General features: G+C 37.2%; 25 protein-coding genes and 1 tRNA gene. 20 read left to right on the forward strand and 6 right to left on the reverse strand.

Going from position 1 to position 21,091, the window contains the following annotated elements:
- Positions 1 to 186: 186 nt before the first annotated feature.
- The 12 genes from gcvH to I7X29_RS10155 all read left to right on the forward strand — a co-directional run bounded on the left by gcvH (position 187) and on the right by I7X29_RS10155 (position 6,547).
- Complete coding sequence (gene gcvH / locus I7X29_RS10100; RefSeq protein WP_198474425.1) at positions 187 to 567, forward strand: glycine cleavage system protein GcvH; 381 nt, start codon at positions 187 to 189, stop codon at positions 565 to 567.
- The gene (locus I7X29_RS10105) at positions 560 to 940 is read left to right on the forward strand and encodes a VanZ family protein (protein ID WP_198474427.1); all 381 of its coding nucleotides are present in this window, start codon (positions 560 to 562) and stop codon (positions 938 to 940) included. Before gcvH ends, I7X29_RS10105 begins: the two co-directional genes overlap by 8 nt.
- A gap of 44 nt (positions 941 to 984) precedes the next feature.
- Complete coding sequence (locus I7X29_RS10110) at positions 985 to 1,716, forward strand: energy transducer TonB (RefSeq protein ID WP_198467125.1); 732 nt, start codon at positions 985 to 987, stop codon at positions 1,714 to 1,716.
- Between the two features lie 99 nt (positions 1,717 to 1,815).
- Complete coding sequence (locus I7X29_RS10115) at positions 1,816 to 2,241, forward strand: energy transducer TonB (protein WP_198474429.1); 426 nt, start codon at positions 1,816 to 1,818, stop codon at positions 2,239 to 2,241.
- A 240-nt stretch (positions 2,242 to 2,481) separates the two neighbouring features.
- On the forward strand, positions 2,482 to 2,685 hold the full coding sequence (locus I7X29_RS15445; protein WP_394368707.1) for an energy transducer TonB: 204 nt from the start codon (positions 2,482 to 2,484) through the stop codon (positions 2,683 to 2,685).
- A gap of 125 nt (positions 2,686 to 2,810) precedes the next feature.
- Positions 2,811 to 3,539: an energy transducer TonB gene (locus I7X29_RS10125; protein WP_198474431.1), complete on the forward strand. Its 729-nt coding sequence runs from the start codon at positions 2,811 to 2,813 to the stop codon at positions 3,537 to 3,539.
- Between the two features lie 85 nt (positions 3,540 to 3,624).
- On the forward strand, positions 3,625 to 4,095 hold the full coding sequence (locus I7X29_RS10130) for a TonB family protein (RefSeq protein WP_198474433.1): 471 nt from the start codon (positions 3,625 to 3,627) through the stop codon (positions 4,093 to 4,095).
- 8 nt (positions 4,096 to 4,103) lie between these two features.
- Positions 4,104 to 4,526: an energy transducer TonB gene (locus I7X29_RS10135; RefSeq protein ID WP_009413544.1), complete on the forward strand. Its 423-nt coding sequence runs from the start codon at positions 4,104 to 4,106 to the stop codon at positions 4,524 to 4,526.
- 1 nt (position 4,527) lies between these two features.
- Positions 4,528 to 4,947 carry an energy transducer TonB gene (locus I7X29_RS10140; RefSeq protein ID WP_009413545.1) on the forward strand — a complete coding sequence of 140 codons (420 nt, stop codon included), beginning with the start codon at positions 4,528 to 4,530 and terminating at the stop codon, positions 4,945 to 4,947.
- Positions 4,948 to 4,961: 14 nt separating this feature from the next.
- A complete protein-coding gene (locus I7X29_RS10145) occupies positions 4,962 to 5,417 on the forward strand; it encodes an energy transducer TonB (protein WP_198474435.1) in 456 nt (151 codons plus the stop codon).
- Between the two features lie 14 nt (positions 5,418 to 5,431).
- Entirely contained in the window at positions 5,432 to 5,974 is a 543-nt protein-coding gene (locus tag I7X29_RS10150) for an energy transducer TonB (RefSeq protein ID WP_198474437.1), read from the forward strand.
- 105 nt (positions 5,975 to 6,079) lie between these two features.
- Positions 6,080 to 6,547, forward strand: coding sequence for an energy transducer TonB (locus I7X29_RS10155; RefSeq protein WP_198474439.1), 468 nt, complete (start codon positions 6,080 to 6,082; stop codon positions 6,545 to 6,547).
- Positions 6,548 to 6,611: 64 nt separating this feature from the next.
- On the opposite strand, the gene I7X29_RS10160 is transcribed toward I7X29_RS10155, so the two are convergent.
- Positions 6,612 to 8,114, reverse strand: a complete 1,503-nt coding sequence (locus I7X29_RS10160) for a GH3 auxin-responsive promoter family protein (RefSeq protein ID WP_198474441.1) — start codon at positions 8,112 to 8,114, stop codon at positions 6,612 to 6,614.
- 49 nt (positions 8,115 to 8,163) lie between these two features.
- Between I7X29_RS10160 and I7X29_RS10165 the strand changes: the two genes are divergently transcribed.
- Entirely contained in the window at positions 8,164 to 9,852 is a 1,689-nt protein-coding gene (locus I7X29_RS10165; protein WP_198474443.1) for a hypothetical protein, read from the forward strand.
- Here I7X29_RS10165 and dnaB read toward each other — a convergent pair.
- The 3 genes from dnaB to I7X29_RS10180 all read right to left on the reverse strand — a co-directional run bounded on the left by dnaB (position 9,849) and on the right by I7X29_RS10180 (position 13,152).
- The gene (dnaB, locus tag I7X29_RS10170; protein WP_198474445.1) at positions 9,849 to 11,423 is read right to left on the reverse strand and encodes a replicative DNA helicase; all 1,575 of its coding nucleotides are present in this window, start codon (positions 11,421 to 11,423) and stop codon (positions 9,849 to 9,851) included. The two genes, I7X29_RS10165 and dnaB, sit on opposite strands and share 4 nt — an antisense overlap.
- A 514-nt stretch (positions 11,424 to 11,937) precedes the next feature.
- A tRNA-Arg gene (locus I7X29_RS10175) sits at positions 11,938 to 12,011 on the reverse strand.
- Between the two features lie 88 nt (positions 12,012 to 12,099).
- Positions 12,100 to 13,152, reverse strand: a complete 1,053-nt coding sequence (locus tag I7X29_RS10180; RefSeq protein WP_198474447.1) for a branched-chain amino acid aminotransferase — start codon at positions 13,150 to 13,152, stop codon at positions 12,100 to 12,102.
- Between the two features lie 157 nt (positions 13,153 to 13,309).
- On the opposite strand from I7X29_RS10180, the gene mnmD reads away from it, so the two are divergent.
- Positions 13,310 to 13,969 carry a tRNA (5-methylaminomethyl-2-thiouridine)(34)-methyltransferase MnmD gene (mnmD, locus tag I7X29_RS10185; protein WP_198474449.1) on the forward strand — a complete coding sequence of 220 codons (660 nt, stop codon included), beginning with the start codon at positions 13,310 to 13,312 and terminating at the stop codon, positions 13,967 to 13,969.
- Here mnmD and I7X29_RS10190 read toward each other — a convergent pair.
- The gene (locus I7X29_RS10190; protein ID WP_198474451.1) at positions 13,932 to 14,957 is read right to left on the reverse strand and encodes an o-succinylbenzoate synthase; all 1,026 of its coding nucleotides are present in this window, start codon (positions 14,955 to 14,957) and stop codon (positions 13,932 to 13,934) included. The two genes, mnmD and I7X29_RS10190, sit on opposite strands and share 38 nt — an antisense overlap.
- Positions 14,958 to 14,961: 4 nt before the next feature.
- Positions 14,962 to 15,378: a tRNA (adenosine(37)-N6)-threonylcarbamoyltransferase complex ATPase subunit type 1 TsaE gene (gene tsaE / locus I7X29_RS10195; protein ID WP_198474452.1), complete on the reverse strand. Its 417-nt coding sequence runs from the start codon at positions 15,376 to 15,378 to the stop codon at positions 14,962 to 14,964.
- 231 nt (positions 15,379 to 15,609) lie between these two features.
- Between tsaE and I7X29_RS10200 the strand changes: the two genes are divergently transcribed.
- From I7X29_RS10200 to aroB, 6 genes are all read left to right on the forward strand, one after another.
- A complete protein-coding gene (locus I7X29_RS10200) occupies positions 15,610 to 16,668 on the forward strand; it encodes a uracil-DNA glycosylase family protein (protein ID WP_198474454.1) in 1,059 nt (352 codons plus the stop codon).
- 6 nt (positions 16,669 to 16,674) lie between these two features.
- Positions 16,675 to 17,487: a metallophosphoesterase gene (locus I7X29_RS10205; protein WP_198474456.1), complete on the forward strand. Its 813-nt coding sequence runs from the start codon at positions 16,675 to 16,677 to the stop codon at positions 17,485 to 17,487.
- Positions 17,488 to 17,554: 67 nt separating this feature from the next.
- Positions 17,555 to 18,571 (forward strand): PD-(D/E)XK nuclease family protein, encoded by a 1,017-nt coding sequence (locus tag I7X29_RS10210; RefSeq protein WP_198474458.1) that lies wholly within the window; start codon positions 17,555 to 17,557, stop codon positions 18,569 to 18,571.
- A 129-nt stretch (positions 18,572 to 18,700) separates the two neighbouring features.
- Entirely contained in the window at positions 18,701 to 19,006 is a 306-nt protein-coding gene (locus tag I7X29_RS10215) for a cyclic-phosphate processing receiver domain-containing protein (protein WP_198474463.1), read from the forward strand.
- Positions 19,007 to 19,029: 23 nt separating this feature from the next.
- Positions 19,030 to 19,938 carry a helix-turn-helix transcriptional regulator gene (locus I7X29_RS10220; RefSeq protein ID WP_198474465.1) on the forward strand — a complete coding sequence of 303 codons (909 nt, stop codon included), beginning with the start codon at positions 19,030 to 19,032 and terminating at the stop codon, positions 19,936 to 19,938.
- A gap of 69 nt (positions 19,939 to 20,007) precedes the next feature.
- On the forward strand, positions 20,008 to 21,087 hold the full coding sequence (gene aroB, locus I7X29_RS10225; RefSeq protein ID WP_198474467.1) for a 3-dehydroquinate synthase: 1,080 nt from the start codon (positions 20,008 to 20,010) through the stop codon (positions 21,085 to 21,087).
- Positions 21,088 to 21,091: the final 4 nt, after the last annotated feature.

Below are 21,091 nucleotides of genomic sequence, written 5' to 3' on the forward strand. Positions count from 1 at the left end.
AATAATTGACAATGAACAATTGATAAGTACGAATAACAATTTTAGTTTAAGGTGCTGCATATTTTTTCTTTTTTAGGACATTTTTACTAGCCTCTTTCTTTCCTTTTAGAAACTTTTTTAAGAAAAATTTGGCAGTTTAAAAAAAACATATTACCTTTGGCTCGTTTTTAAAAAAATATTACTTTTATGGAGTTTCCTCCTGAACTAAAATACACCCCCGACCATATTTGGGCACGCCTTGAAGGCGATATTGCTACAGTGGGCATCACCGATTTTGCTCAACAGCAACTCAGTGATATTGTGTATGTTGAAGTAGAAACTATAGGTGATACCTTAGCTAAAGACACTATCTTTGGCACTGTTGAAGCTATCAAAACTACCTCAGACCTCTTTATGCCGATGAGTGGTGAAGTACTCAGCTTTCACGAAGCCTTAGTTAAAAAACCTGAAATGGTAAATGCCAACCCTTATGGTGAGGGCTGGATGATACAAATAAAAATCACAACACCAGAAGAATGGGATAGCCTGCTCTCAGCAAGTGATTATCAAAAACTTATCAATGCTTAAAACTCATAAATACACGCTATTATGGGTGATTTGGACAATAGCAGTTATCAGCTTAAGTCTCATCTCCTCTAACGAAATACCCCAACCTCCACGTATTCCTTATGCTGATAAGATTGCGCATTTTGGGTTTTATTTTGGTTATACCAGCTTGTTTGTACTTTCTTTTGGCAAAGAAACTCAATGGGTACAATCTATAAAAAAAGTATACCTATGGGCGTTTATTACTGCCCTTGTATTAGGGGCTACAATGGAGTTTTTGCAAGGTGCGCTCACCACCACCCGTAGTGCAGACCCTATAGATATGCTTTTCAACGCATTTGGCACAATTGTTGCTCTATTATTTATAGCAAAATATAAAGAATTATTTAAATAATTTCTTTCAAGTATATTTAGTAACCTTTTAAAAAGAAAATCATTATGCAACCTAAAAAAAATCCAAAAGCCGATTTGGCTAAAAGCAGTGGATTGTTCTTCGCAATAGGATTTGCTCTTGTTTCTGGACTCTCTCTTTTCGCTTTTGAATACACTCGCGAAGACAAAGGTCCAGATAAAGTTACCTTATCCGATGCCGACAAAAATCTCGACGAAGAACAAGAACAATTCGTAATGGAGAACCCTGATACTCCACCGCCACCACCACCTCCACCAGCTCCTGCTGTTGTAGAAGAAGTGAAAGTGGTAGACAACAAAACTGATATCAAGGACGAAATTATCGCTAGTACTGAAACCAGTAAAAAAGAAGAAGTAGTAGCTGTACAAAAAATTGAAACTCCTCAAGAAGAAGAAGTAGCTATTGATGTACCTTTTGCTGTGATTGAAGATAAACCAATGTTTGAAGTTTGCAAAAATGTTCCTAAAGACAAACAAATGCAATGCTTCAAAGAAAACTTGGACAAACACGTGAAAAACACTTTCAAATATCCACCTGCTGCTCTTGAAATGGGTATCCAAGGACGTGTGAATGTGAGTTTCCGTATCAATACTGATGGTACTGTATCTATCCTTGGTGTTCGTGGTACAGACAAATTACTTGAAGAAGAAGCTAAACGCATTATCAAGTCTATCCCTAAATTGATTCCTGGTAAACAACGCGGTAAACCTACCCCTGTAACGTTCGCTTACCCTATCAACTTTACTCTTTCTAACTAATTAAATTAACAAAATATAAAGTCAGTAGTGAGGACTCCTTACTACTGACTTTTTTAATTATACAACCTTTTATCAAACCCTATTACCATTCATTTTATTATGAAAAATCTAATCTTTACACTTTTAGCTACGTTCTTCACTATTATTAGCTATGCTCAACTAAAAGATCCTAACGGCAACCTTATCAGCCATTACCCTAAATTCGACAAATGCAAAGATGTAACTGAAGAGGAGGCAGCGTTGTGCTTTAAAACACAATTAAACAAATTTATAAAAAGACATTTCATCTACCCTAAAAAAGCTAAAGAAAAAGGACTACAAGGAAAAGCCATTGTTTCGTTTTGCATCAATGCCCAAGGGAAAGTTGAAATCATAAATGTTAGCGCAACCGATAAAATCTTCGAGGAAAACGCAAGGCGTCTTATCGAAAAACTTCCGCAATTAATTCCTGCTGAAGAAAACGGAACTCCTACCCCCATAATGTTTGCTTACCCTATTAATTACACATTAGGTGATAACTTTTAAAATTTTCCAAAAAATGAAAAAATATATACTTATCTCTTAACACTACTTTTTATAGGTTTTAGCTACGCACAAAACAAAGAAGAAGAAACTGATATACCCTACTCTAAAGTAGAACAAAAACCGAGATTTCAGGAATGTAAAGATGTTCCTGAAGATGAAACTTTCAAATGTTTTCAAGAAGTACTCAACAAACATATAGAAAACACGCTAAAATATCCTACTGAAGCTAAAGAGGTTGGGATAGAAGGAAAAGTAAATGTATCTTTTCGCATCAAAAAAGATGGCAACACAGAAGTTATAGGACTAAGAGGTGTTGATAAAGTTTTAGAACAAGAGGCTAAACGTATTATCGAAAGTATGCCTAAACTTATTCCGGCCAAAGATAAAGATGGGAAACCAACAGAAGTAGCGATAACTTATCCTATCAACTTTAATCTATTGTAGTGAGTAAATTTTCACCCTTTTAAACTTTGGCACACTTGTTGATTTACAGCTTATAACAAACTGTTAAAAAGCTTTTTAAACCTTTGTTGATAGTACATTTAATAACCTTTTAAAGAAAAATCATTATGCAACTTAAAAAGAATCCTAAAGCCGATTTGGCTAAACAAAGTGGGTTGTTCTTTGCTATTGGTTTTGCCGCTATCTCTGGGTTTACCTTATGGGGATTTGAGGCAAAAATGCAAGACAAAGGCAACCTCAGCTATCAATACGCTACAAATGACAAAGTAGTGATAGAGGAAGACCCCGTAGCAATTGAACTTCCTACTCCCGAAATGCCTCAGCAAGTTCCTCCTCAACCAGTCCTCACTCAGGAAATTGAGGTAGTAGAGAATGACAAACCTGTGGAAGAAGTGCTTATCGGGAATACTGACCCTAGTGATCCTACTCCCCCTGCGCTACCTGAAAGTATCCCAGTGGTAGAAGATGAAAATCCAGAAATAGTAGTCCCTTTTGCAGTAATTGAAGACAAACCTCTTTTCCAAGAATGTAAAAACGTGCCTAGAAGTGAGCAAATGAGTTGTTTTAAAGAACACTTAGACAAGCACGTGAAAAACAACTTCAGATACCCACAAGCGGCTCTTGATATGGGCATTGAAGGACGTGTGAATGTGAGTTTCCGCATCAATACCGATGGCACTATCACCATTTTAGGTGTGCGTGGCACCGATAGAATATTAGAGGACGAAGCAAAACGTATCATCAGTACAATTCCAAAGCTAATTCCAGGCAAACAACGCAACAAACCTACTGCTGTAACCTTTGCTTACCCTATCAATTTCAAATTAAGTCACTAATTTTTAAACCTTAGTCGTTAGTATTGTGTTGTTATCCTTAACACCCAATTACTAACGACTATTTTTATAAACAATTCTAAATCTAATGAAAACAAAAATACTTATACTATTTACATTTCTTTTTGTAGGTTATAGCTATGCACAAATAGTAAGTTGTGATTTTAATGCTAAAGGAGTGCAAGAAAAAGAAGAATATGCCATTCCTTTTCAAGTAGTAGAAGAAAAACCTAAATTTATGGCTTGTGAAGATGTTTCAAAAGAAAAAGAAGCAGAGTGTTTTAAAGAACAGCTCAACAAACACGTGATTAGGTATTTCTATTATCCTAAAGAAGCGATTGACAAGGGGATCGAAGGCAGAATAAATATAAACTTTCAAATTAACACTAATGGTTCTGTAACCGTTATTGGCGTTCGTGGAACTGATAAACTTTTAGAAACTGTTGCCAAAGAGATTATTGAAAAACTACCTACTTTCATTCCTGGCAAACAAGGCGGAAAACCTGTTCCTGTAACCTTTAGTTATCCTATCAATTTTAAGCTAACATACAAAAATTAACAATTATTATGACAAGATTTCTATTACTATTGTTTTTACTATTAGGTTATACTGTTTATAGTCAAGAAGACCCTTTTACTTTACCTTATACATTTGTGCAAGAAAAACCAATGTTCGAACAGTGCAAGGATAGTTTGAAAGAAAAGCAATTCGGTTGTTTTAAAGAGCAATTAGACAAACACATTTTCAAATACTACAAGTATCCTATGGCAGCACTTGAGATGGGTATCAGTGGGAAGGTGAAATTAAAATTCCGTATCAATACCGATGGCAGTGTTACTGTTTTAGAAGTACGAGGAATTGATAAACTATTAGAAAAGGAAACGGAACGTGTTATCAAAACTCTACCACCTTTTATCCCTGGCAAACATTTAGGCAAGCCCGTTGCTGTAACTTTTTCGCATATTGTCAATTTTAAAATTGAACAATAAAATGAAAAAGTTATTACTAATACTATTGTTTGCAATCACTTACTACAATACCTATTCGCAAACTGACACCCTTTTCTATGCTAATGTAGAGGAAAAACCGAGATTCGTAGAATGTAAAGAGGTAGCTAAAACTCAAGAAATCCAATGTTTTAAAGAACAGATGGATAAAATTGTAAGGGAATATATCAAAAGTATTACTTCTCAAGGCACTTGTGGTTTTATTCAGGGAAGAGTGAATGTGAGTTTCTGTATCAATCCTGATGGTACTACCAAAGTACTTCAAATGAAAAGTACAGATAAAGATTGGGAAGCTGTCACACAATCTATTATTGAAAGTCTTCCGCCTTTTATTCCTGCTAAACAGAATGGGAAACCTGTAGTAGTAAAAATGTTATGGCCTATACGATTTGAATTATTTTAAAAGTTAAGATACTAATGAAAGTAATTATTACCTTTATGATATTGTTCTTTGTAACTTTAACAAGTTACTCACAAGTACGTTGTGGAGAACCAATAGCTTCAGATATTTCAAATCTTGATACGATTCCTTATGGAATAGTAGAAAAAAAGCCAATATTTAAAGAATGTGAAAACTTAACTAACAATGAACAAACTATTTGTTTTAAACAACAGCTTGACAAACATATCGCAACACACTTGCGCTACCCTATAGAATTTTGTGGGCAAGGTAGAGTACTTGTAAGTTTTTGTATAGGTACTGATGGTTTTTCAAAAGTGTTGAGAGTAAATAGTTTTGGATTACCTAAAGTATTTGAAGATGAAGCCAAACGCATTATCGAAAGTTTACCGTGTCTTACTGCTGGTAAACAAAACGGAAAAACCGTAGCGGTAATTTTTAGTTACCCTGTGAAGTTTATAGTTCAACACTAACGATTTTTTATATTATGCGAAATAGTATCTTTATATTTTTAGTACTTTTACTGATGGGAATAGGTAATAGTTATGGACAAAAGAAAAAGAACAAGGCTACTCCACTACCAATATTGAAGGTAGATATACAAACGTGTACTTTACCTAAATACAATGATAATACTTATTATAGTGCTCCTACTGAAATAGAAGAAAATGACACGATTCCTTATCATTGGGTAGAGGAAAAACCGCGATTTAAGGAGTGTGAAGATATTCCAGAGGTACAACAATTGGAGTGCTTTAAAAAGCAGTTAGACAAACACGTAAATACGTATATACGTAAGATTATACCTCAAGGGACAGCTTGTGAAATGACACAAGGAAGGGTTATTGTACAATTCTGTATCAATACTAATGGCTCTGTAACAGTGCTCGCTACACGCGGTAAAGATGAAAGTTTGAAGCGCGAAGCCAAACGCATTATTGAAGCATTACCCCATTTTACTGTAGGAAAAGTAAAAGGAAAGCCCATAACAGCAACTTTTGCTTACCCTATTAATTTTGTCATTCAATAATAAAAGACATAAGCTACAAGAAACACATCGGCAATAGAATTAACTAATTTGATAATTGGCTAATTAGCCAATTATTCCTATTTTTGCTTCTTTAAATTTATCTTTATGAAAAAAATTGCACTTTTATTTGTAATGGCTGTACTGATAATAGCTTGTAAAAGCTCTAATTCTATCACTGCCAATAGCTATACACAAGAAGATGAAGATGAAGGTATATACGACATTCCTTTTGCTATTATAGAGCAAAAACCTATGTTTGAAGCTTGTAAGGATGTAGATAAAAACGAACAAGAACATTGTTTCAAGCAACATCTCAACGAACATATTATCACTCATCTTCGCTATCCTAAAAGAGCTTTAAGGAAAGGAATACAAGAGAAGGTGGTAGTAGAGTTTGCTATCAGGAAAAATGGTACCGTAAAAGTACTTGAAGTTATTGGCACTGATAAAGACCTCAAAGCAGAAGCTAAATTCCTAATTGAAAGTTTACCTTGTTTCATTCCCGCTCTCCAACGTGGTAAGCCAATAGCGGTGCGTTTTCGATGCCCTATCAGATTTAGTTTGGAAGATTAAACTTGCTTCTATTTGTAACCTTGTGGTTTTCATCCATAGATCATATCGTTACAGCCATTAGCCTCTAATGCCTAACCGGACTACTAACAACTAATCGCTCCACCACGCTTCTATCGTTTGCTAATCGTTGTATCTTGTTTTGACCACCGAGTTTGCCTTGTGACTTCATATAAGAGGCAAAACCACCTTCGGGAACTTCAGTGATTTTGAGCGGTTGGAGTACTTTTCCTTGTATAAGGTCGTAGTAATACATATTCTGTTTTTGCAATGCCTTGTCTATCACTTGGGCAAAGCGTTTCATATCAGTAGGTTTTTGCTCAAATTCTACAAACCATTCGTGATAAGGCAATTCACCTCCTGCCGGATTCACCTGAGGGGCAACCGTAAACTCTGTAATACGCGCTCCCGTAGCCTCTAAGCCCTCACGCATTGCCTCTTCCACTTCTTTGCCAATCACGTGTTCGCCAAAAGCCGAAATAAAATGCTTGATGCGCCCCGTAACTACTATGCGGTAAGGCGCCAACGAGGTAAATTGCACTGTATCGCCTATGTTGTAACCCCAAAGTCCGGCATTGGTAGATATAATGATCGCATAGTTTACCCCCAATTGTACATCCTGCAAAGCCACTCGTTTGGGGGCATCGCTGAAGAAAGTATCGGCTTCTACGAACTCGTAAAAAATACCCGAATTGAGCAATAAGAGCATTCCTTTTTCCGTTTGACTATCTTGATAAGCAAAGAATCCCTCGCTGGCAGGATAGAGTTCTATGCTATCCACTTTACGACCAATAAGATGCTCAAACTGTTGGCGATAAGGCTCGTAGTTCACCCCCCCATAAATAAACAAGTTGAAATTAGGAAACAGTTTTCCTACTTTAATGCCAGAGCGCGTGTACAATCGCTCGAAGTACATCAGCACCCACGAAGGTATCCCGCTGATAAGGGTCATATTTTTAGAAAAAGTTTCGGTGACAATGGCTTCTACTTTGGTTTCCCAATCTTCTATACAGTTAGTTTTGTATGACGGCATACGATTGCGCTGCAAATAAGCAGGCACATAGTGTGCCACGATGCCCGAAAGTCGCCCTGTTTTGATGCCGTTTTTTTCACCTAAAATAGGACTTCCTTGCAAGAAAATCATCTTTCCTTCTACAAAATCGGCTTTTTTAGTTTCGTGTATATAGCAGAGAATGGCATCACGTGCTGCCTGAATATGGAAGGGCATTGAGGCTTTGGTAATAGGGATATACTTCGCCCCGCTGGTAGTACCCGAAGTCTTGGCAAAATAGAGCGGTTTACCTTTCCAAAGTACATTTTTTTCACCCTCCACTACCCTATCAATATAAGGGCGCAAGGCTTCATAATCGCGTATAGGTACGCGAGCCACAAAATCTTGATAGGTTTTAATTTCCTCAAAATGGTGGTCGCGCCCAAAAGCTGTATTTTTAGCTTGTTCTATAAGTGACTGGAATACTTTTTGTTGTGTGTCTATTGGAGCCTTAGCCCAACGGTCTATCTTTTTTTTAACGATAGAGGCAAATATTTTGGATAAATATGATTTGATCATAATGAAGTCTGTTTGACTCCGCAAAGATACTACTTTTTTTAATTTCAATATGATGAAAGCACTAATTTTATGCGTTTTGTGTGGGATATTGCCCTTACAAGCGCAATTTATTCTTCCTTCTAAAGATGTTTCGCTCATAGCAGTTATCAATAAAGAATATCATTTTTATCACCAAAAGAAGAACGGTAACTATGTAGCGATGCAGCTCAACTTCCGCAGGGAATCCTTGCCCGATAGTACTTTCTACGCCTATACACCTTTTTGGACAATAGATAACAAAGAACTTAGCTACAATGATTTACAGTTGCGAAAAGACGCTTTTATTGAAATGAAAGATGTGCGCCCTACTATACTTGATGAAATGATTGGCAAAAACTTTGGTGACCCTACTGTGATGCTAAAGAAGCAGAAGACACATTGCTTTAGTTTGCTCAATACTTCGGTAGCCAGCGAAAGAAAATTAGAATTTGAGACCAAAGCATATAAGGGTGAGAGACTTATCATTGAAGACGAGGAGGGGTGGTCTCATATTGTTAAAGACACACTACCGCGATGGGAATCTTACGAATTTCAATATTATGCTTATTTCGTTTTAGATGCAGGTAAAGGAAGATACTTTTTCTTACTCTCTGACTTAAAAGGCGGAGACAATACCCCTTATATTTCAAAAATTTATTTTCCTCCGAAAGAAAAAAAGACAATCGCAGCATTAGATCGCTATAGTTGGCAAGAAAACATTAGCAAAATGGAAGAACTGCCTCCTATAGAGATGCGTTATACCAAATGGATGAACTATTGGAATGTAAATGAGTTTTTGACACTTCGAACCCAAGGAAAACAATATGAGTTGGTAAATCGCTTTAACCACAAAGTGTTACCTAAATCCTATGACACCATTTACTACAATGAATACGGAGTCATTGGCAAGAATAAAAATTCTTTAGAGTTTTATAATTACCAGCATCAACCTATCAAATTCAAAGGGGTGAAAGTAGCTTATTTGTACAACATAGGTATAGAAGTTCTTACTGAAAAAGGAGTAGAACTATACGATATGAACGGACAAAAAGTTGCAAAATTACCAAAAGCTTATAGAGGCTATTGCGGGCTCAGTTTTCGCGAGGAAGTGTATCAACTTAATAAAGATACGATTGAGAAACACATTACTCATTATATAGATTTTAAAGATATCCCTTTGATGAGTGATAGTGAAGTAGCTGATGAGAGATACCGCCTTATAGACCGCAATGCTGAAGAGGACATCGCCTTTATAAATGCAAGAAACTATTACGAGAGAAGCTACTTAAGTTGGGATAAAAAAGAAGAGCAAAGAACGCGTTTATTCCCGCACTTACTCAGTGTAAAACGCAAGGGAAAAGTAGGACTTTTTTACTACGATTATTCAAAAGCTATAAACTATACGAATGAAGAAATAGAAAATCTCTACAACAATTTCTTTTTTAAAGATAAAGATGGAGCTTCCATCTTTATACTTGGGAAGCTCCCTACTGTTATAAAATATATGAAAGGCAAACAGTTATTGCCTTTTGTATTCGATAAAATTAAGCAGAAAGAAAACGATGTTATCTATTTATACAAGGACGGCAAGATAGGATTCTACCCGCAAACCTCAGCCCAATACGACAAAGCCATTCCTCTCTCGACATCATTTTATGCAATAGAGAAGAATGGCAAAAAAGGGTTCTTGGATATTCACACACTCCAAGAGTATTTTTAGTAAGGTATATCGTCGTCGGTTGAGGTGGTGGAAGGAGCTCCAAAAGCCTGAACAGGGTTCGCCATTGGCACGGCATCAAAAGCTACATTTTCGTTCATTTTAGAAGTAAACTCTTGAGGTACTGTTGATAAGAAACCTCCACTGCTATATTCATCTAAATTTGCAAATCTACCTAAATGTCCTTCAAACTTCAAACGTATATTGTCTAACCCACCATTACGGTGTTTTGCTACGATAAATTCGGCTTGTCCAGCAGTAGGAGTTTGAGCTTCGTCGTCCCATTCCATTATTTTGTAATACTCAGGACGATAGATAAACGATACAATATCAGCATCTTGCTCAATCGCCCCTGATTCACGCAAATCGGATAGTTGAGGGCGTTTGTGACCAGGGCGTGCCTCTACGTTACGCGACAATTGTGAAAGCGCAATTACTGGTATGTTGAGCTCTTTGGCAAGAGCCTTGAGGTTACGCGAAATGGTAGAAATTTCCTGCTCACGGTTACCAGCTCCTTTGCTACCTCCGGCAGTCATCAGCTGCAAATAATCAATTACAATTAGCTGAATGCCATACTGTGAGGAAAGTCGGCGTGCTTTAGCTCGAAGGTCAAAAATAGAAATAGAAGGAGTATCATCTATATATAAAGGGGCTTTTTCGAGGTCTTTCACGCGGTTGTTGAGCACATCCCATTCGTAGGCTTCCAATTTACCGGTACGAAGTTTTTCGGAGGAAAGTCCTGTTTCTGAAGAGATTAAACGGGTAATAAGCTGTACTGACGACATTTCCAAAGAGAAGAAAGCCACCGGTATTTTTTGCCCTACAGCGATATTGCGTGCCATAGAGAGCGTGAGTGCTGTTTTCCCCATACCAGGGCGCGCTGCCACAATAATAAGGTCACTTGCTTGCCACCCCGAAGTGAGTTCATCTAATTTTGTAAACCCTGATGGCACTCCACTAAATCCATCGGTTTTATTAGACAATTCTTCGATTTTCTTTACCGCTTTATACACCAAATCACCTGCTGTTTCAGTAGAGCGTTTTAGGTTGTTTTGGGTAACCTCATAGAGTTTTTGTTCCGCTTGGTCGAGTAGCTCAAAAGTATCGGTAGTTTCGTCGTAAGCATCTTCTATAATTTCAGACGAAAGTTCTATCAAGCGGCGTTTGATAAACGTCTGCAAAATTAATTGAGCGTGGAACTCCACATTGGCAGACGACGATACGCGCTGAGTGAGGTTGATAAGATAGAATTCTCCTCCTGCAGCTTCTAAGTTGCCATCTTTGCGCAATTGTTCAGAAACTGTGATAAGGTCGATAGGTAACGATTGGTTGAAAAGTTCAAAGATAGCTTGATAAATTAATTGATGTTGTTTTTTGTAGAACACATCGGGGCTAAGCATATCGATAGCGTTATCAACACCGCGTTTATCAATGAGCATAGCGCCAAGCACTACTTCTTCGGCATTGAGGTTTTGCGGGGGGAGTTTACCGCGTTCAATACTCGTCTGTTGCTGAGTAAAACGCTGATATTGAGGTGTAATTTCAGGAACTATTATATTTTCAGATTCATTCATAGCGCAAAAGTACAAAAAAGAATGATAGTTGCCGTAATTATTTACTCACAGCCATTGTTAATAAGGTGTTGATAACAATTTGCCGATTTGCTGATTTTTTAGTATATTACAAATGTAGAAGGTATTGAGGACGGAAATAAAAATCCTGACTGCTTTCAATTTATAGTTAAACAAAAATAGATTGCTAATAAATAAGTTTATTTTTAGGGAGGTGTTTGCAAAACGCCCGTACACAACATACTATAAAAGTGATTGATTATCATATTTATAGACTTTGTCAAAGTCCAAGGACTTTGACAAAGTGCAGTGATGCATTTTATAGAAGAATAAAAACTTTAGTTGTTATTTTTCCTGACAATCAAGTAAAAGTATACAAAATTAAGAGAATTCAAGATTTTATAAAAAAGACACCTCAAAACTAATTAATAAATATTAGCCTTGAGGTGCTGGAGGTGCGGGCTTTATAGCTTATCAATAGAAGCGTCCCCCACCGCAGGATCTATGTCCTATTTTGTGACCTCGACAGGATTCAAACCTGTAACCTTCTGAGCCGTAATCAGATGCGCTATTCAGTTGCGCCACGAGGCCATTGTCGTTTTTGTTTTACGGGTGCAAAGGTACAACCTTTTTTGAAACCTGCAAATTTTTCAACAACTTTTTTTCAATTATTTTTTTCTTACTTCACTTGTACTCTCCATCCAAATGGGTCTTCAGCCTTGTTATACTGAATGTTAAGTATAGCTTGTTTGATTTTATCGGTATATAATTCAGCAGGACGATTTACACTGTAATCCTTGCCTTTATAGCCAAATCCAGATATAGGGCTAATCACCGCAGCCGTTCCGCAACCGAATGCTTCTTTCAATTCACCTTTTTCAGCCGCTTCGATAAGTTCAGTTACTTTCACTGGACGAATTTCGGTTTTGATACCTAATTTTTCGGCTACTGCAATGATACTTTTACGAGTTACCCCATCGAGAATACGCTCACTGGTAGGGCAAGTAACAAGGGTATCACCAAAACGGAACCATAGATTCATTGTACCTGCTTCTTCTAAGAATTGGTGAGTAGCATCATCTGTCCACATCACTTGTTGGTAACCTTCATTGGCAGCTTCCTGAGTAGGGAAAAACTGACCTGCGTAGTTACCTGCAGCTTTAGCAAAACCAAAACCACCATTAGCCGCACGGCTGTAATAGTCGGCTATTTTTACTTTTACATCACCTTTGTAATAAGCTTGTACAGGGGCGGTAATAATCATAAAGAGGTAGTTTTTAGCAGGGGCAGCTTGCACGCCAGCAGTAGTAGCAATCATAAACGGACGCAAATAGAGAGCATTGCCAAATCCTGGTTTTATCCACTCACTATCAATATCTACAAGAGTGCGAAGTGCTTGATCAAACCATTCTTCAGGGAACTCAGGCATTGCCAATCGTGAGCAGGATTTATTGATACGTTTGTAATTTTCTTGTGGACGGAAGAGAAAAACGTGTCCGTTGTCATCTTTATAAGCTTTCATTCCCTCAAAAACAGCTTGCCCGTAGTGGAATACGCTTGCTGAAGGCTCAAGGGTAATAGGAGCATAAGGTTTGATGGTTGGATTTTGCCACTGTCCATCTTTGTATTCACAGATGAACATGTGGTCAGCAAAAGTTTTACCAAAACTCAGTTTTGAAAAGTCTATTTGGTTGATACGACTTTCTTTTACTTTTTCAATCTTTAAATTCATATTGTTTTAGTTTTTAATTCTTAAATTTTTGTCAAAGGTACGAAATATTTTTTAACTTTGTCGCTTAAAAGACAAAAATCTTTATTGTGTATCCACCAATATACTAATTATGAAATAATTACTTGTTATTTACTACCTGTTACTTTTTATTTGAATTATGACTCACGAACTTATAAAAACCTCCGACGGCTCTACCAGCCTCTATATTCCGCAGTTAGATGAGACCTATCACTCGGTACACGGCGCACTTCAAGAAACTCAGCACGTGTTTATCAAGAACGGATTGCAACTGTTTGACCACCAGAGTATCTCTATCTTAGAAATTGGCTTTGGTACAGGGCTCAATGCTTTGGTTACTTACAAGGAACACAAAGTCTTAGAACTGAACATTCGTTACGAAACGGTAGAAGCCTATCCTATTTCGTGGGAGGAAGCCTCCCAAATGAACTTTTCGGAAGTGCTCTCCCCTACCCTATCCCCTATTTTTGAACAGATGCACTGCTGCCCTTGGGACGAAAATGTTGCTCTATCTCTTACTTTCAGCTTCAAAAAACGACTACAACGCTTTGAAACTATTAACGATGTCGACACTTTCGACCTTATTTATTTCGATGCTTTTGGAGCGCAAGTACAACCTGAATTGTGGCAAGAAGCTATTTTCCAACAAATGTACACTGCCCTCAAACGAGGAGGCTATTTGGTAACTTATGCTGCCAAAGGCAGTGTACGCCGTGCGATGCAGGCTTGTGGTTTTACGGTGGAACGATTACCAGGACCACCTATGAAAAGGGAAATGTTACGTGCTCACAAGGATTAAAGCCTAAATGTCCGTTTTTTACATAGAGTGGAAAAGGTAAGTTGTTAGTATACAATGCTCCAGTTCCTAAACCTTGAGGCATTGGGCTGTGAAGTGTGTACGTCCACTGCGCGATGGCATTGAGCCCTATGTTACTCTCCAAAGCCGAGGTTACCCACCAACCTATACCCAATGTTTCGGCAAGCGTTATCCATTCTTCAGAACCTCGATAACCTCCTATGAGCGAAGGTTTTAAAATGATATACTGCGGTTGTATCTCTCTTAAAAGTCGTTGTTTTTCTTCAGAAGTAAATACCCCTATCAATTCCTCATCAAGGGCGATCGGCAGGGGTGTTTGCTCACATAGTTCAGCCATTGCTTCCCATTGTCCTGCGCGTATAGGTTGCTCGATAGAGTGCAATTGCAGGGCAGCTAATCGTTCTAAATACACTAGAGCCTCAGTTGCTTGAAACGCACCATTAGCATCCACCCTTATCTCTATATCACTTGCTGAAAACTCATTGCGCAAGGCTTTTAAAATACGATATTCCTCTTCAAAATCAATGGCGCCTATCTTCATTTTGATACAGTGAAATCCCTGAGCGAGTTTTTCTTTTATCTGCACTTTCATAAAGTCGGGGGAGCCCATCCAAATAAGTCCGTTGATAGGAATAGCGTCTTTACCCGTTGTAAAATCAGAAGGAAAGAGTTCGTGCCACTGTGATGCTGCTGCCGATCTAAAGGCTTGTTCCACACCGAATTGTATAGAAGGAAAAGTAATAAGTTCTTTGAGCAATGCCTCTTCACCCAAATGCAGGTGTTGTTCTACCCATTGCAATTTAGCTTCATAATCAGGTACATCATCGGCACTAAGTCCACGAAAGAGGTTGCATTCTCCTATGCCTTTTTTGCCCTCTTGTTCTATTACCAAAAAAAAGGTTTCTTTGTAGGTAAGCACCCCCCGTGATGTCCCCGAAGGACGTTTAAAATTGAGAATATGTTTGATCATAATATCAATTTGCTAATTCGCTAATTTTTAATTTTCTATGATTTTTATCTACTTGTATCAATTCGACTATGGTATAAGTCTCTGGCAAGTATTTTTCAACTCTTTCTGCCCATTCAATAAAACACCAATCGCCAGAGTAGAGGTATTCTTCAAAGCCTATATCAAAGGCTTCTTCCTCATTTTTGATACGGTAAAAATCGAAGTGGTAAATCTTATCATTAGTGCCTTCATAAGGGTTCACCAAACTAAAAGTAGGGCTACTCACATTATCGGTACTGCCTAAAGCTCGTACCAAAGCCTTAATAAGGGTTGTTTTGCCAAAGCCCATTCCTCCTCTGAAAATCACTACTTTGGAATGCAAATAAGGAAGAATTTTTTCGGCAATGGCGTCTATTTCGGCTAAAGTATAAGTAAATTCCATAAGGTTTGTTTCTTTTATTGGGCAAAGGTACTAATAATTGAGAAATTAGCAAATTAACAAATTTTCTAATTAGCTGGTCGTGGTTTGACCGGATGGAGGTGTATTTTTGCCTCGAAAAACAATAAAAATGCTTTTATGATGATTTTAGACAACTTTAGTAACAAACTAAAAACCACCGTTTAAATCAATTTTAATCCTTATATTTGCAACGAAAAACTAAAACAAACCAATATGAGTAAATTCGTACCCGAATTAGAACAATGGGCAGCTGAAGTGATAGAAAAAATCACCCCCATTGCCGAACAAATTGATTTAGCTTACTACCCTCTACAAACAGAAGCTAAAATGAACCCCGAACTCTTGATTATTGGGTTAAACCCAAGAGCAGTAGATGAAAAAGAAGCTCGTCTTGACAGTCAAAAAAACAATTCTATATGGGAGTTCAAAGACGGTAAGATGAGCACAGAACGCTTGTTAAAAGGCAATCCTTGCTATTCTGAAAAAGATACCTGGACTGTTATCAAAGGAATAGAAAATATCAACTTTGTTAAAAGGTCAATAGAAAGTGGCAATTATTGCTTTATGAACTATATTTTCTTCTCCACAAAGGATGAAAATACATTAAAAGGTTTAAAAAACTTTAAACTAATTGAAGATACTTGTGTAGATTTTACTAAAAAAATTGTAGATATCATCAATCCTAAGCAAATTATTGTGTTAGGTGTAACCGCAAGTGATAAGTTAGTTACCAATAAGAAGACTATCTTGCAAAGTAACAATGCTAGATTAGTGGTTGAAGGAAACATTTCAGGAAGAAAGGTCTTTGCTATATACCACCCTTCGAGACTAAAGAGCTATTTGGATAAAAATATCATCAATAAGTATTTAAGTGAACTTTTAGAAGGAAAGAAAGTTACTCCTATCAACCTTAACAATAAGATAAACATTCAAAATGTTTTATCTGTACTCAAGGAAAAAGGCTTTGAGTTTACCAAACTACCAAAGGGCGAATATTACAAATTTATAACAAAAGGACTTAATGACGATGAGTTGGATTTTCGTATTGACTTACAAGACAAAATCCCTTATATTGCTTTCCGTTCTTCAAACCAAAAAGATTTTTTAAACCTAAATGCTACAGATTTCTATTTAGAACATTTCCCTAAGGCAGAGACTACACCACATTGGATAGGGCGAAAGAATCTTTATGTTTATTCAGAGAATAATGTAGATCAAGAAGTGATTTCTGACCTCCTCTCTCTTCTAAACGCTATCAAAGCACAGCAATAGCAACCTATGAAAATACAATACTGTTCGGACTTACACCTCGAATTTGAAGATAACCTAAACTTTTTAGACAACTACCCTATAAAACGAGTGGGTGATATTCTTATTATTGCGGGCGACCTTGTACCTTTTGTAAATCTCTCTAAAACTCTCTATAAGAGTGAGATTGCCGACCTTTGTAAGGGTTTTGAGAAAGTATTTTGGTTACCCGGTAACCACGAGTATTACCTCTATACGCACCACTATGCTAGCAGTCGCTATGAGCAGCCCCTGAAAGAAGTGCCTAATCTCTACTTGGTAGACAACTACAGTGAGCATATAGGTAACACCCAGCTGATATTCAGCACTATGTGGAGTCACATCAGCAAAAAGAACGAGAAAGCTATAAAGTACGGAATGAATGATTTTCGGTATATCACAGTGCTAAATCCTGCTAAAGGAGGTGAGATAGATTCTTTAGAAATAGCTGATTTCAATCATTTCAATAAAGTAGCTGTAAACTTTCTCAAAAAAGAGGTTAAAAAAGCTACTCAAGCCAAAGAAGCAGGTAAAATAGACCATATTATTGTCGCCACCCACTACGTACCTACCAAAGCACATTACCCAAAAATATATACAAGTAGCCCGCTAAATGATGCCTTTGTGCAAGACTTGACCGATTTTATCGTCTCAAACCCTATAGATTATTGGATTTATGGGCATCACCATTTTAACCAGCCCAACTTTAAGGTAGGTAACACCCAGCTACTCACCAACCAATTAGGCTACGTAATGCGAGATGAACACGAAGGATTTGATTGGGAACGATGGGTGGAGGTGTAAAAAAGTTAATGTTGTATAAAAAAAAATGTATATTTGCAGTGTTAATATAACCATATAAAGTATTCTTATGAAACCAAATATTTTTGACATTGCCACTAAAGAACTTAGTCAGGATGCTTTTATCACTTGGCTATTGGCTTTTGCTGATGATGACAATCAGCAATATGACAAGGAATTAAACCTATGTGCAAAAGAATTTGTTTCTATGCTCATAAAAAAACAAATTCCAAATTTTAATGAGCCCATACTTACAGTTGAAGCAGGGCGTCAGTGGGAAAACATTGATGTATGGGCGGAAGTAAATAGTAAATATCTTATTATAATAGAAGATAAAACCATTGGTTCAGAACATTCTAATCAATTAGAACGTTATAAGGAAATAGCAGAAAAATGGTGTTCAGAAAACAAATATGAAACACCTATTTGTATTTATCTTAAAACAGGTAACGAAAGTTTGAACATTTTTAATGCAATAAAAGAAAAAGGGTTTGCCATCTTTGATAGAACAGACTTCATAACTTTACTTAACAACCATAAAGAGATTAAAAACAATATTTTTATTGATTTTTATGAACGTATGATGAACTTAGAAAAGTTAAGTACTGACTTTGAAAACAAGCCTTTAGATGAATGGAATGGCAATGATTGGCAAGGTTTTTTCAAGCTTATTGAAACTAAAATCAATATACTAAAATGGCATTATGTAAACAATCCAAATGGAGGTTTTTGGAATGCTATTCTTAATTGGGAGTATTGGGGTGATTATCCTGTATATATACAACTTGAAGAAGGAAAATTGTGTTTTAAATTATCTACAGATCCTGACGACATTGATTTGCCTGATAATTTTGACAGAGCAAACACTCGTAATGAGCTTTACAATTTAATTATTGAAAAAGCAAGCATTTCAGGATTAGACGAAATTAGAAAACCTGATAGATTTGGTAATGGCAAATATATGACGGTTGCTGTTGTTGATAAAGAAAACTGGTTAGCCAATGAAAAAGGTTTTGTAAATGCTCAAAAAGTAGTTGAAAATCTAACTAAATATCTAAAATTCTTACGAGAAAAAATTCTAAAATAACAATAGTTATAAAACTCCCCTCCCCACTCGTAAAAAAGTGGGGATATTTTTTTTCAAAAAACGCCATCATCGGTCATAGTTTGTCCATTTAATATTGTATCTTTGCAGTGTAATTTTTAAAGTAATACAATGAATCTTTACTTAGACGACCTCCGCCCTACTCCTGAAGGCTTTGAGCGCGTGTATAGCTATGAGGATTTTGTAGCTTATCTTCAGCGTTATAGTTTGCCTGATTTTATCTCGTTTGACCACGATTTAGGGGAAGAGTTTTCGGGTTATGACTGTGCTAAATATTTGGTGGATTATTGTTTAGACCGTCAGTTGCCTTTGCCTGATTTTGCAGTGCATAGCCAAAACCCTGTGGGCAAAGAAAATATTGAGCGGTTGCTAAATAATTTCAAAGAACAACAAAAAACAATTTTAAAGGCAATTTAACTACTTAACACTTTTCACTTATTATGGCAAAACCTATCCAAATAGCACGTTTGGTGCATATCATTAGATTGCTTACTACTCATAAAAATGGACTATCAGCTCAGAGTATTGCTGATTATTTGGCTGATGAAGGCGATGAATATGCTTTCAGTAACCGCACTATTCGCAGGGATTTCGACGATATATACATCGCTTTTGGTATTGACATCACCCTTAATGCAAAGGAAAAAGTATGGGCTATCAACCCCGATAGCATTGCCAATAAACAAAGCATATTAGACCATCTGTTGTTAGTTGATGCGCACCGCAAGGCAAAAAATACGGGTACCCTTCTCTTAGAAGTACAACCTGAAAAGGGCTTGGAAATGCTCGACCCTATCCTTACAGCTATTTCTCAAAATGTATTGATTACCTTTACTCATACTTCCTTTGGTTGGGAAACTACTAAAGCATATCAGGTACTGCCTTATGCTGTGAAAGAATATCAAGGTCGTTGGTATCTCATTGCGACTGATAACAAACAGCCTATCAAACTCAAAGCTTTTGCTCTCGACCGTATCAGCAATTTAGAGGTAACCGACATCCAAGTGAAACGCAAAAAAATAGATATGGAGTCGTTTTTTGATCATTTCTATGGGGTTGCCATTGCTGAAGGCGATCCCTTGCAAAAAGTAATACTTTCCTTTGATTATGAACAAGGTAAGTATATCAAATCACTAAAACTACACCCTTCCCAAGTAACTCTAATAGATAATGAGGAAGAACTACGAGTGCAACTCACTCTTGCTTTTCCTAATGGTAAAGCTCCCTACGATTTGGTGATGAAACTCTGTTCGTTTAGCTGTTCAGTAAAGGTTATAGCACCTCAATCTTTAGCTGATGAGGTTGCTAACTACCACAAAGCCGCTTACGAACAGTATCAGTCCTCGTAAAAAAATAGCCTTTCGTAACTCGTTATTCGTAATTATTTTTTACCTTTGCCCATTAGAAATAAAAAACTTATGGTAACCACTACAATTGAAGCACAGAACTACTGCATATACTTCAACGAAGAAGGAACGCGTTTTATCAATGATTTGATAGCTGAACGCCGTCCCTCTAAGCTCTTCCTTTTAGTAGATAGCCATACTAACGAACACTGTTTGCCGGTATTCCTCCCCGATTTGGCTACCGATATTCCCTTAGAAATTATAGAAATAGAAGCGGGTGAACCTAATAAAAACATCGATACTTGTACCCAAGTGTGGTATGCCCTTTCTGAATTGGGGGCTGACCGCAAATCATTGCTCATTAATATAGGTGGGGGCGTTGTTACCGATTTGGGGGGCTTTGTCGCCTCTACTTTTATGCGCGGTATCGATTTTATCAATGTACCTACGAGCTTGTTGGCAATGGTCGATGCCTCGGTAGGTGGTAAAACGGGAGTAGATTTAGGTGCTTTAAAAAACCTTATAGGAGTGATCAACAATCCGTTAGGGGTAGTGGTCGATACTCGCTTTTTAGCAACTCTACCTGCTGAAGAACTCCGCAGCGGAATGGCTGAAATGTTCAAACACGGTCTCATCAGTTCACCTGAATATTGGCAACAAATGTGTCATCTAAATGAACTTCCTGCAGAATATTTAGGAGTGCTCATTCGTGAATCGGTAGTGATAAAAAATGAGGTTGTACGCCAAGACCCTACCGAAAAAGGATTGCGCAAAACGCTGAACTATGGTCATACACTGGGGCACGCGATAGAATCGTATTGTTTGCAAAACCCTGAAAGAGAACGCTTGTTGCACGGTGAAGCTGTTGCTATTGGGATGGTACTTGCTACTTATCTTTCGGTAAAAGAATTGGGCTTCCCACAAGCTGAATGCGATCATATCAAAGCTGTTTTAGCTGAATACTTCCCCAAACAATCTTTTTCTAACGAAGAAATTACCGATATTTGTCAGCTGATGCGTTTTGATAAGAAAAACGTGGGCGGCAATGTTTATTTTGTGCTTTTAGAAGCCATTGGCAAACCAAAAATCGACTGTATTGTTCCTTTTGAAGAGATTTATAAGGCTTTTGAGTATTATTTAACTAATAACTAATAAC

The organism is Capnocytophaga periodontitidis (assembly GCF_016126015.1).
In the GTDB taxonomy this organism is placed as follows: Bacteria; Bacteroidota; Bacteroidia; order Flavobacteriales; family Flavobacteriaceae; genus Capnocytophaga; species Capnocytophaga periodontitidis.

What these genes read in the sequence shown, in the direction of transcription:
- dnaB (WP_198474445.1), bottom strand. Translation starts at nt 11,423, where the DNA reads ATGAATGAATCTGAAAATATAATAGTTCCTGAAATTACACCTCAATAT.
- I7X29_RS10160 (WP_198474441.1), bottom strand. Translation starts at nt 8,114, where the DNA reads ATGATCAAATCATATTTATCCAAAATATTTGCCTCTATCGTTAAAAAA.
- I7X29_RS10125 (WP_198474431.1), top strand. Translation starts at nt 2,811, where the DNA reads ATGCAACTTAAAAAGAATCCTAAAGCCGATTTGGCTAAACAAAGTGGG.
- I7X29_RS10190 (WP_198474451.1), bottom strand. Translation starts at nt 14,957, where the DNA reads ATGATCAAACATATTCTCAATTTTAAACGTCCTTCGGGGACATCACGG.
- gcvH (WP_198474425.1), top strand. Translation starts at nt 187, where the DNA reads ATGGAGTTTCCTCCTGAACTAAAATACACCCCCGACCATATTTGGGCA.
- I7X29_RS10200 (WP_198474454.1), top strand. Translation starts at nt 15,610, where the DNA reads ATGAGTAAATTCGTACCCGAATTAGAACAATGGGCAGCTGAAGTGATA.
- aroB (WP_198474467.1), top strand. Translation starts at nt 20,008, where the DNA reads ATGGTAACCACTACAATTGAAGCACAGAACTACTGCATATACTTCAAC.
- mnmD (WP_198474449.1), top strand. Translation starts at nt 13,310, where the DNA reads ATGACTCACGAACTTATAAAAACCTCCGACGGCTCTACCAGCCTCTAT.
- I7X29_RS10210 (WP_198474458.1), top strand. Translation starts at nt 17,555, where the DNA reads ATGAAACCAAATATTTTTGACATTGCCACTAAAGAACTTAGTCAGGAT.
- I7X29_RS10150 (WP_198474437.1), top strand. Translation starts at nt 5,432, where the DNA reads ATGCGAAATAGTATCTTTATATTTTTAGTACTTTTACTGATGGGAATA.
- I7X29_RS10220 (WP_198474465.1), top strand. Translation starts at nt 19,030, where the DNA reads ATGGCAAAACCTATCCAAATAGCACGTTTGGTGCATATCATTAGATTG.
- I7X29_RS10135 (WP_009413544.1), top strand. Translation starts at nt 4,104, where the DNA reads ATGACAAGATTTCTATTACTATTGTTTTTACTATTAGGTTATACTGTT.
- I7X29_RS10130 (WP_198474433.1), top strand. Translation starts at nt 3,625, where the DNA reads ATGAAAACAAAAATACTTATACTATTTACATTTCTTTTTGTAGGTTAT.
- tsaE (WP_198474452.1), bottom strand. Translation starts at nt 15,378, where the DNA reads ATGGAATTTACTTATACTTTAGCCGAAATAGACGCCATTGCCGAAAAA.
- I7X29_RS10115 (WP_198474429.1), top strand. Translation starts at nt 1,816, where the DNA reads ATGAAAAATCTAATCTTTACACTTTTAGCTACGTTCTTCACTATTATT.
- I7X29_RS10205 (WP_198474456.1), top strand. Translation starts at nt 16,675, where the DNA reads ATGAAAATACAATACTGTTCGGACTTACACCTCGAATTTGAAGATAAC.
- I7X29_RS10140 (WP_009413545.1), top strand. Translation starts at nt 4,528, where the DNA reads ATGAAAAAGTTATTACTAATACTATTGTTTGCAATCACTTACTACAAT.
- I7X29_RS10165 (WP_198474443.1), top strand. Translation starts at nt 8,164, where the DNA reads ATGATGAAAGCACTAATTTTATGCGTTTTGTGTGGGATATTGCCCTTA.
- I7X29_RS10180 (WP_198474447.1), bottom strand. Translation starts at nt 13,152, where the DNA reads ATGAATTTAAAGATTGAAAAAGTAAAAGAAAGTCGTATCAACCAAATA.
- I7X29_RS10145 (WP_198474435.1), top strand. Translation starts at nt 4,962, where the DNA reads ATGAAAGTAATTATTACCTTTATGATATTGTTCTTTGTAACTTTAACA.
- I7X29_RS10215 (WP_198474463.1), top strand. Translation starts at nt 18,701, where the DNA reads ATGAATCTTTACTTAGACGACCTCCGCCCTACTCCTGAAGGCTTTGAG.
- I7X29_RS10155 (WP_198474439.1), top strand. Translation starts at nt 6,080, where the DNA reads ATGAAAAAAATTGCACTTTTATTTGTAATGGCTGTACTGATAATAGCT.
- I7X29_RS10110 (WP_198467125.1), top strand. Translation starts at nt 985, where the DNA reads ATGCAACCTAAAAAAAATCCAAAAGCCGATTTGGCTAAAAGCAGTGGA.
- I7X29_RS10105 (WP_198474427.1), top strand. Translation starts at nt 560, where the DNA reads ATGCTTAAAACTCATAAATACACGCTATTATGGGTGATTTGGACAATA.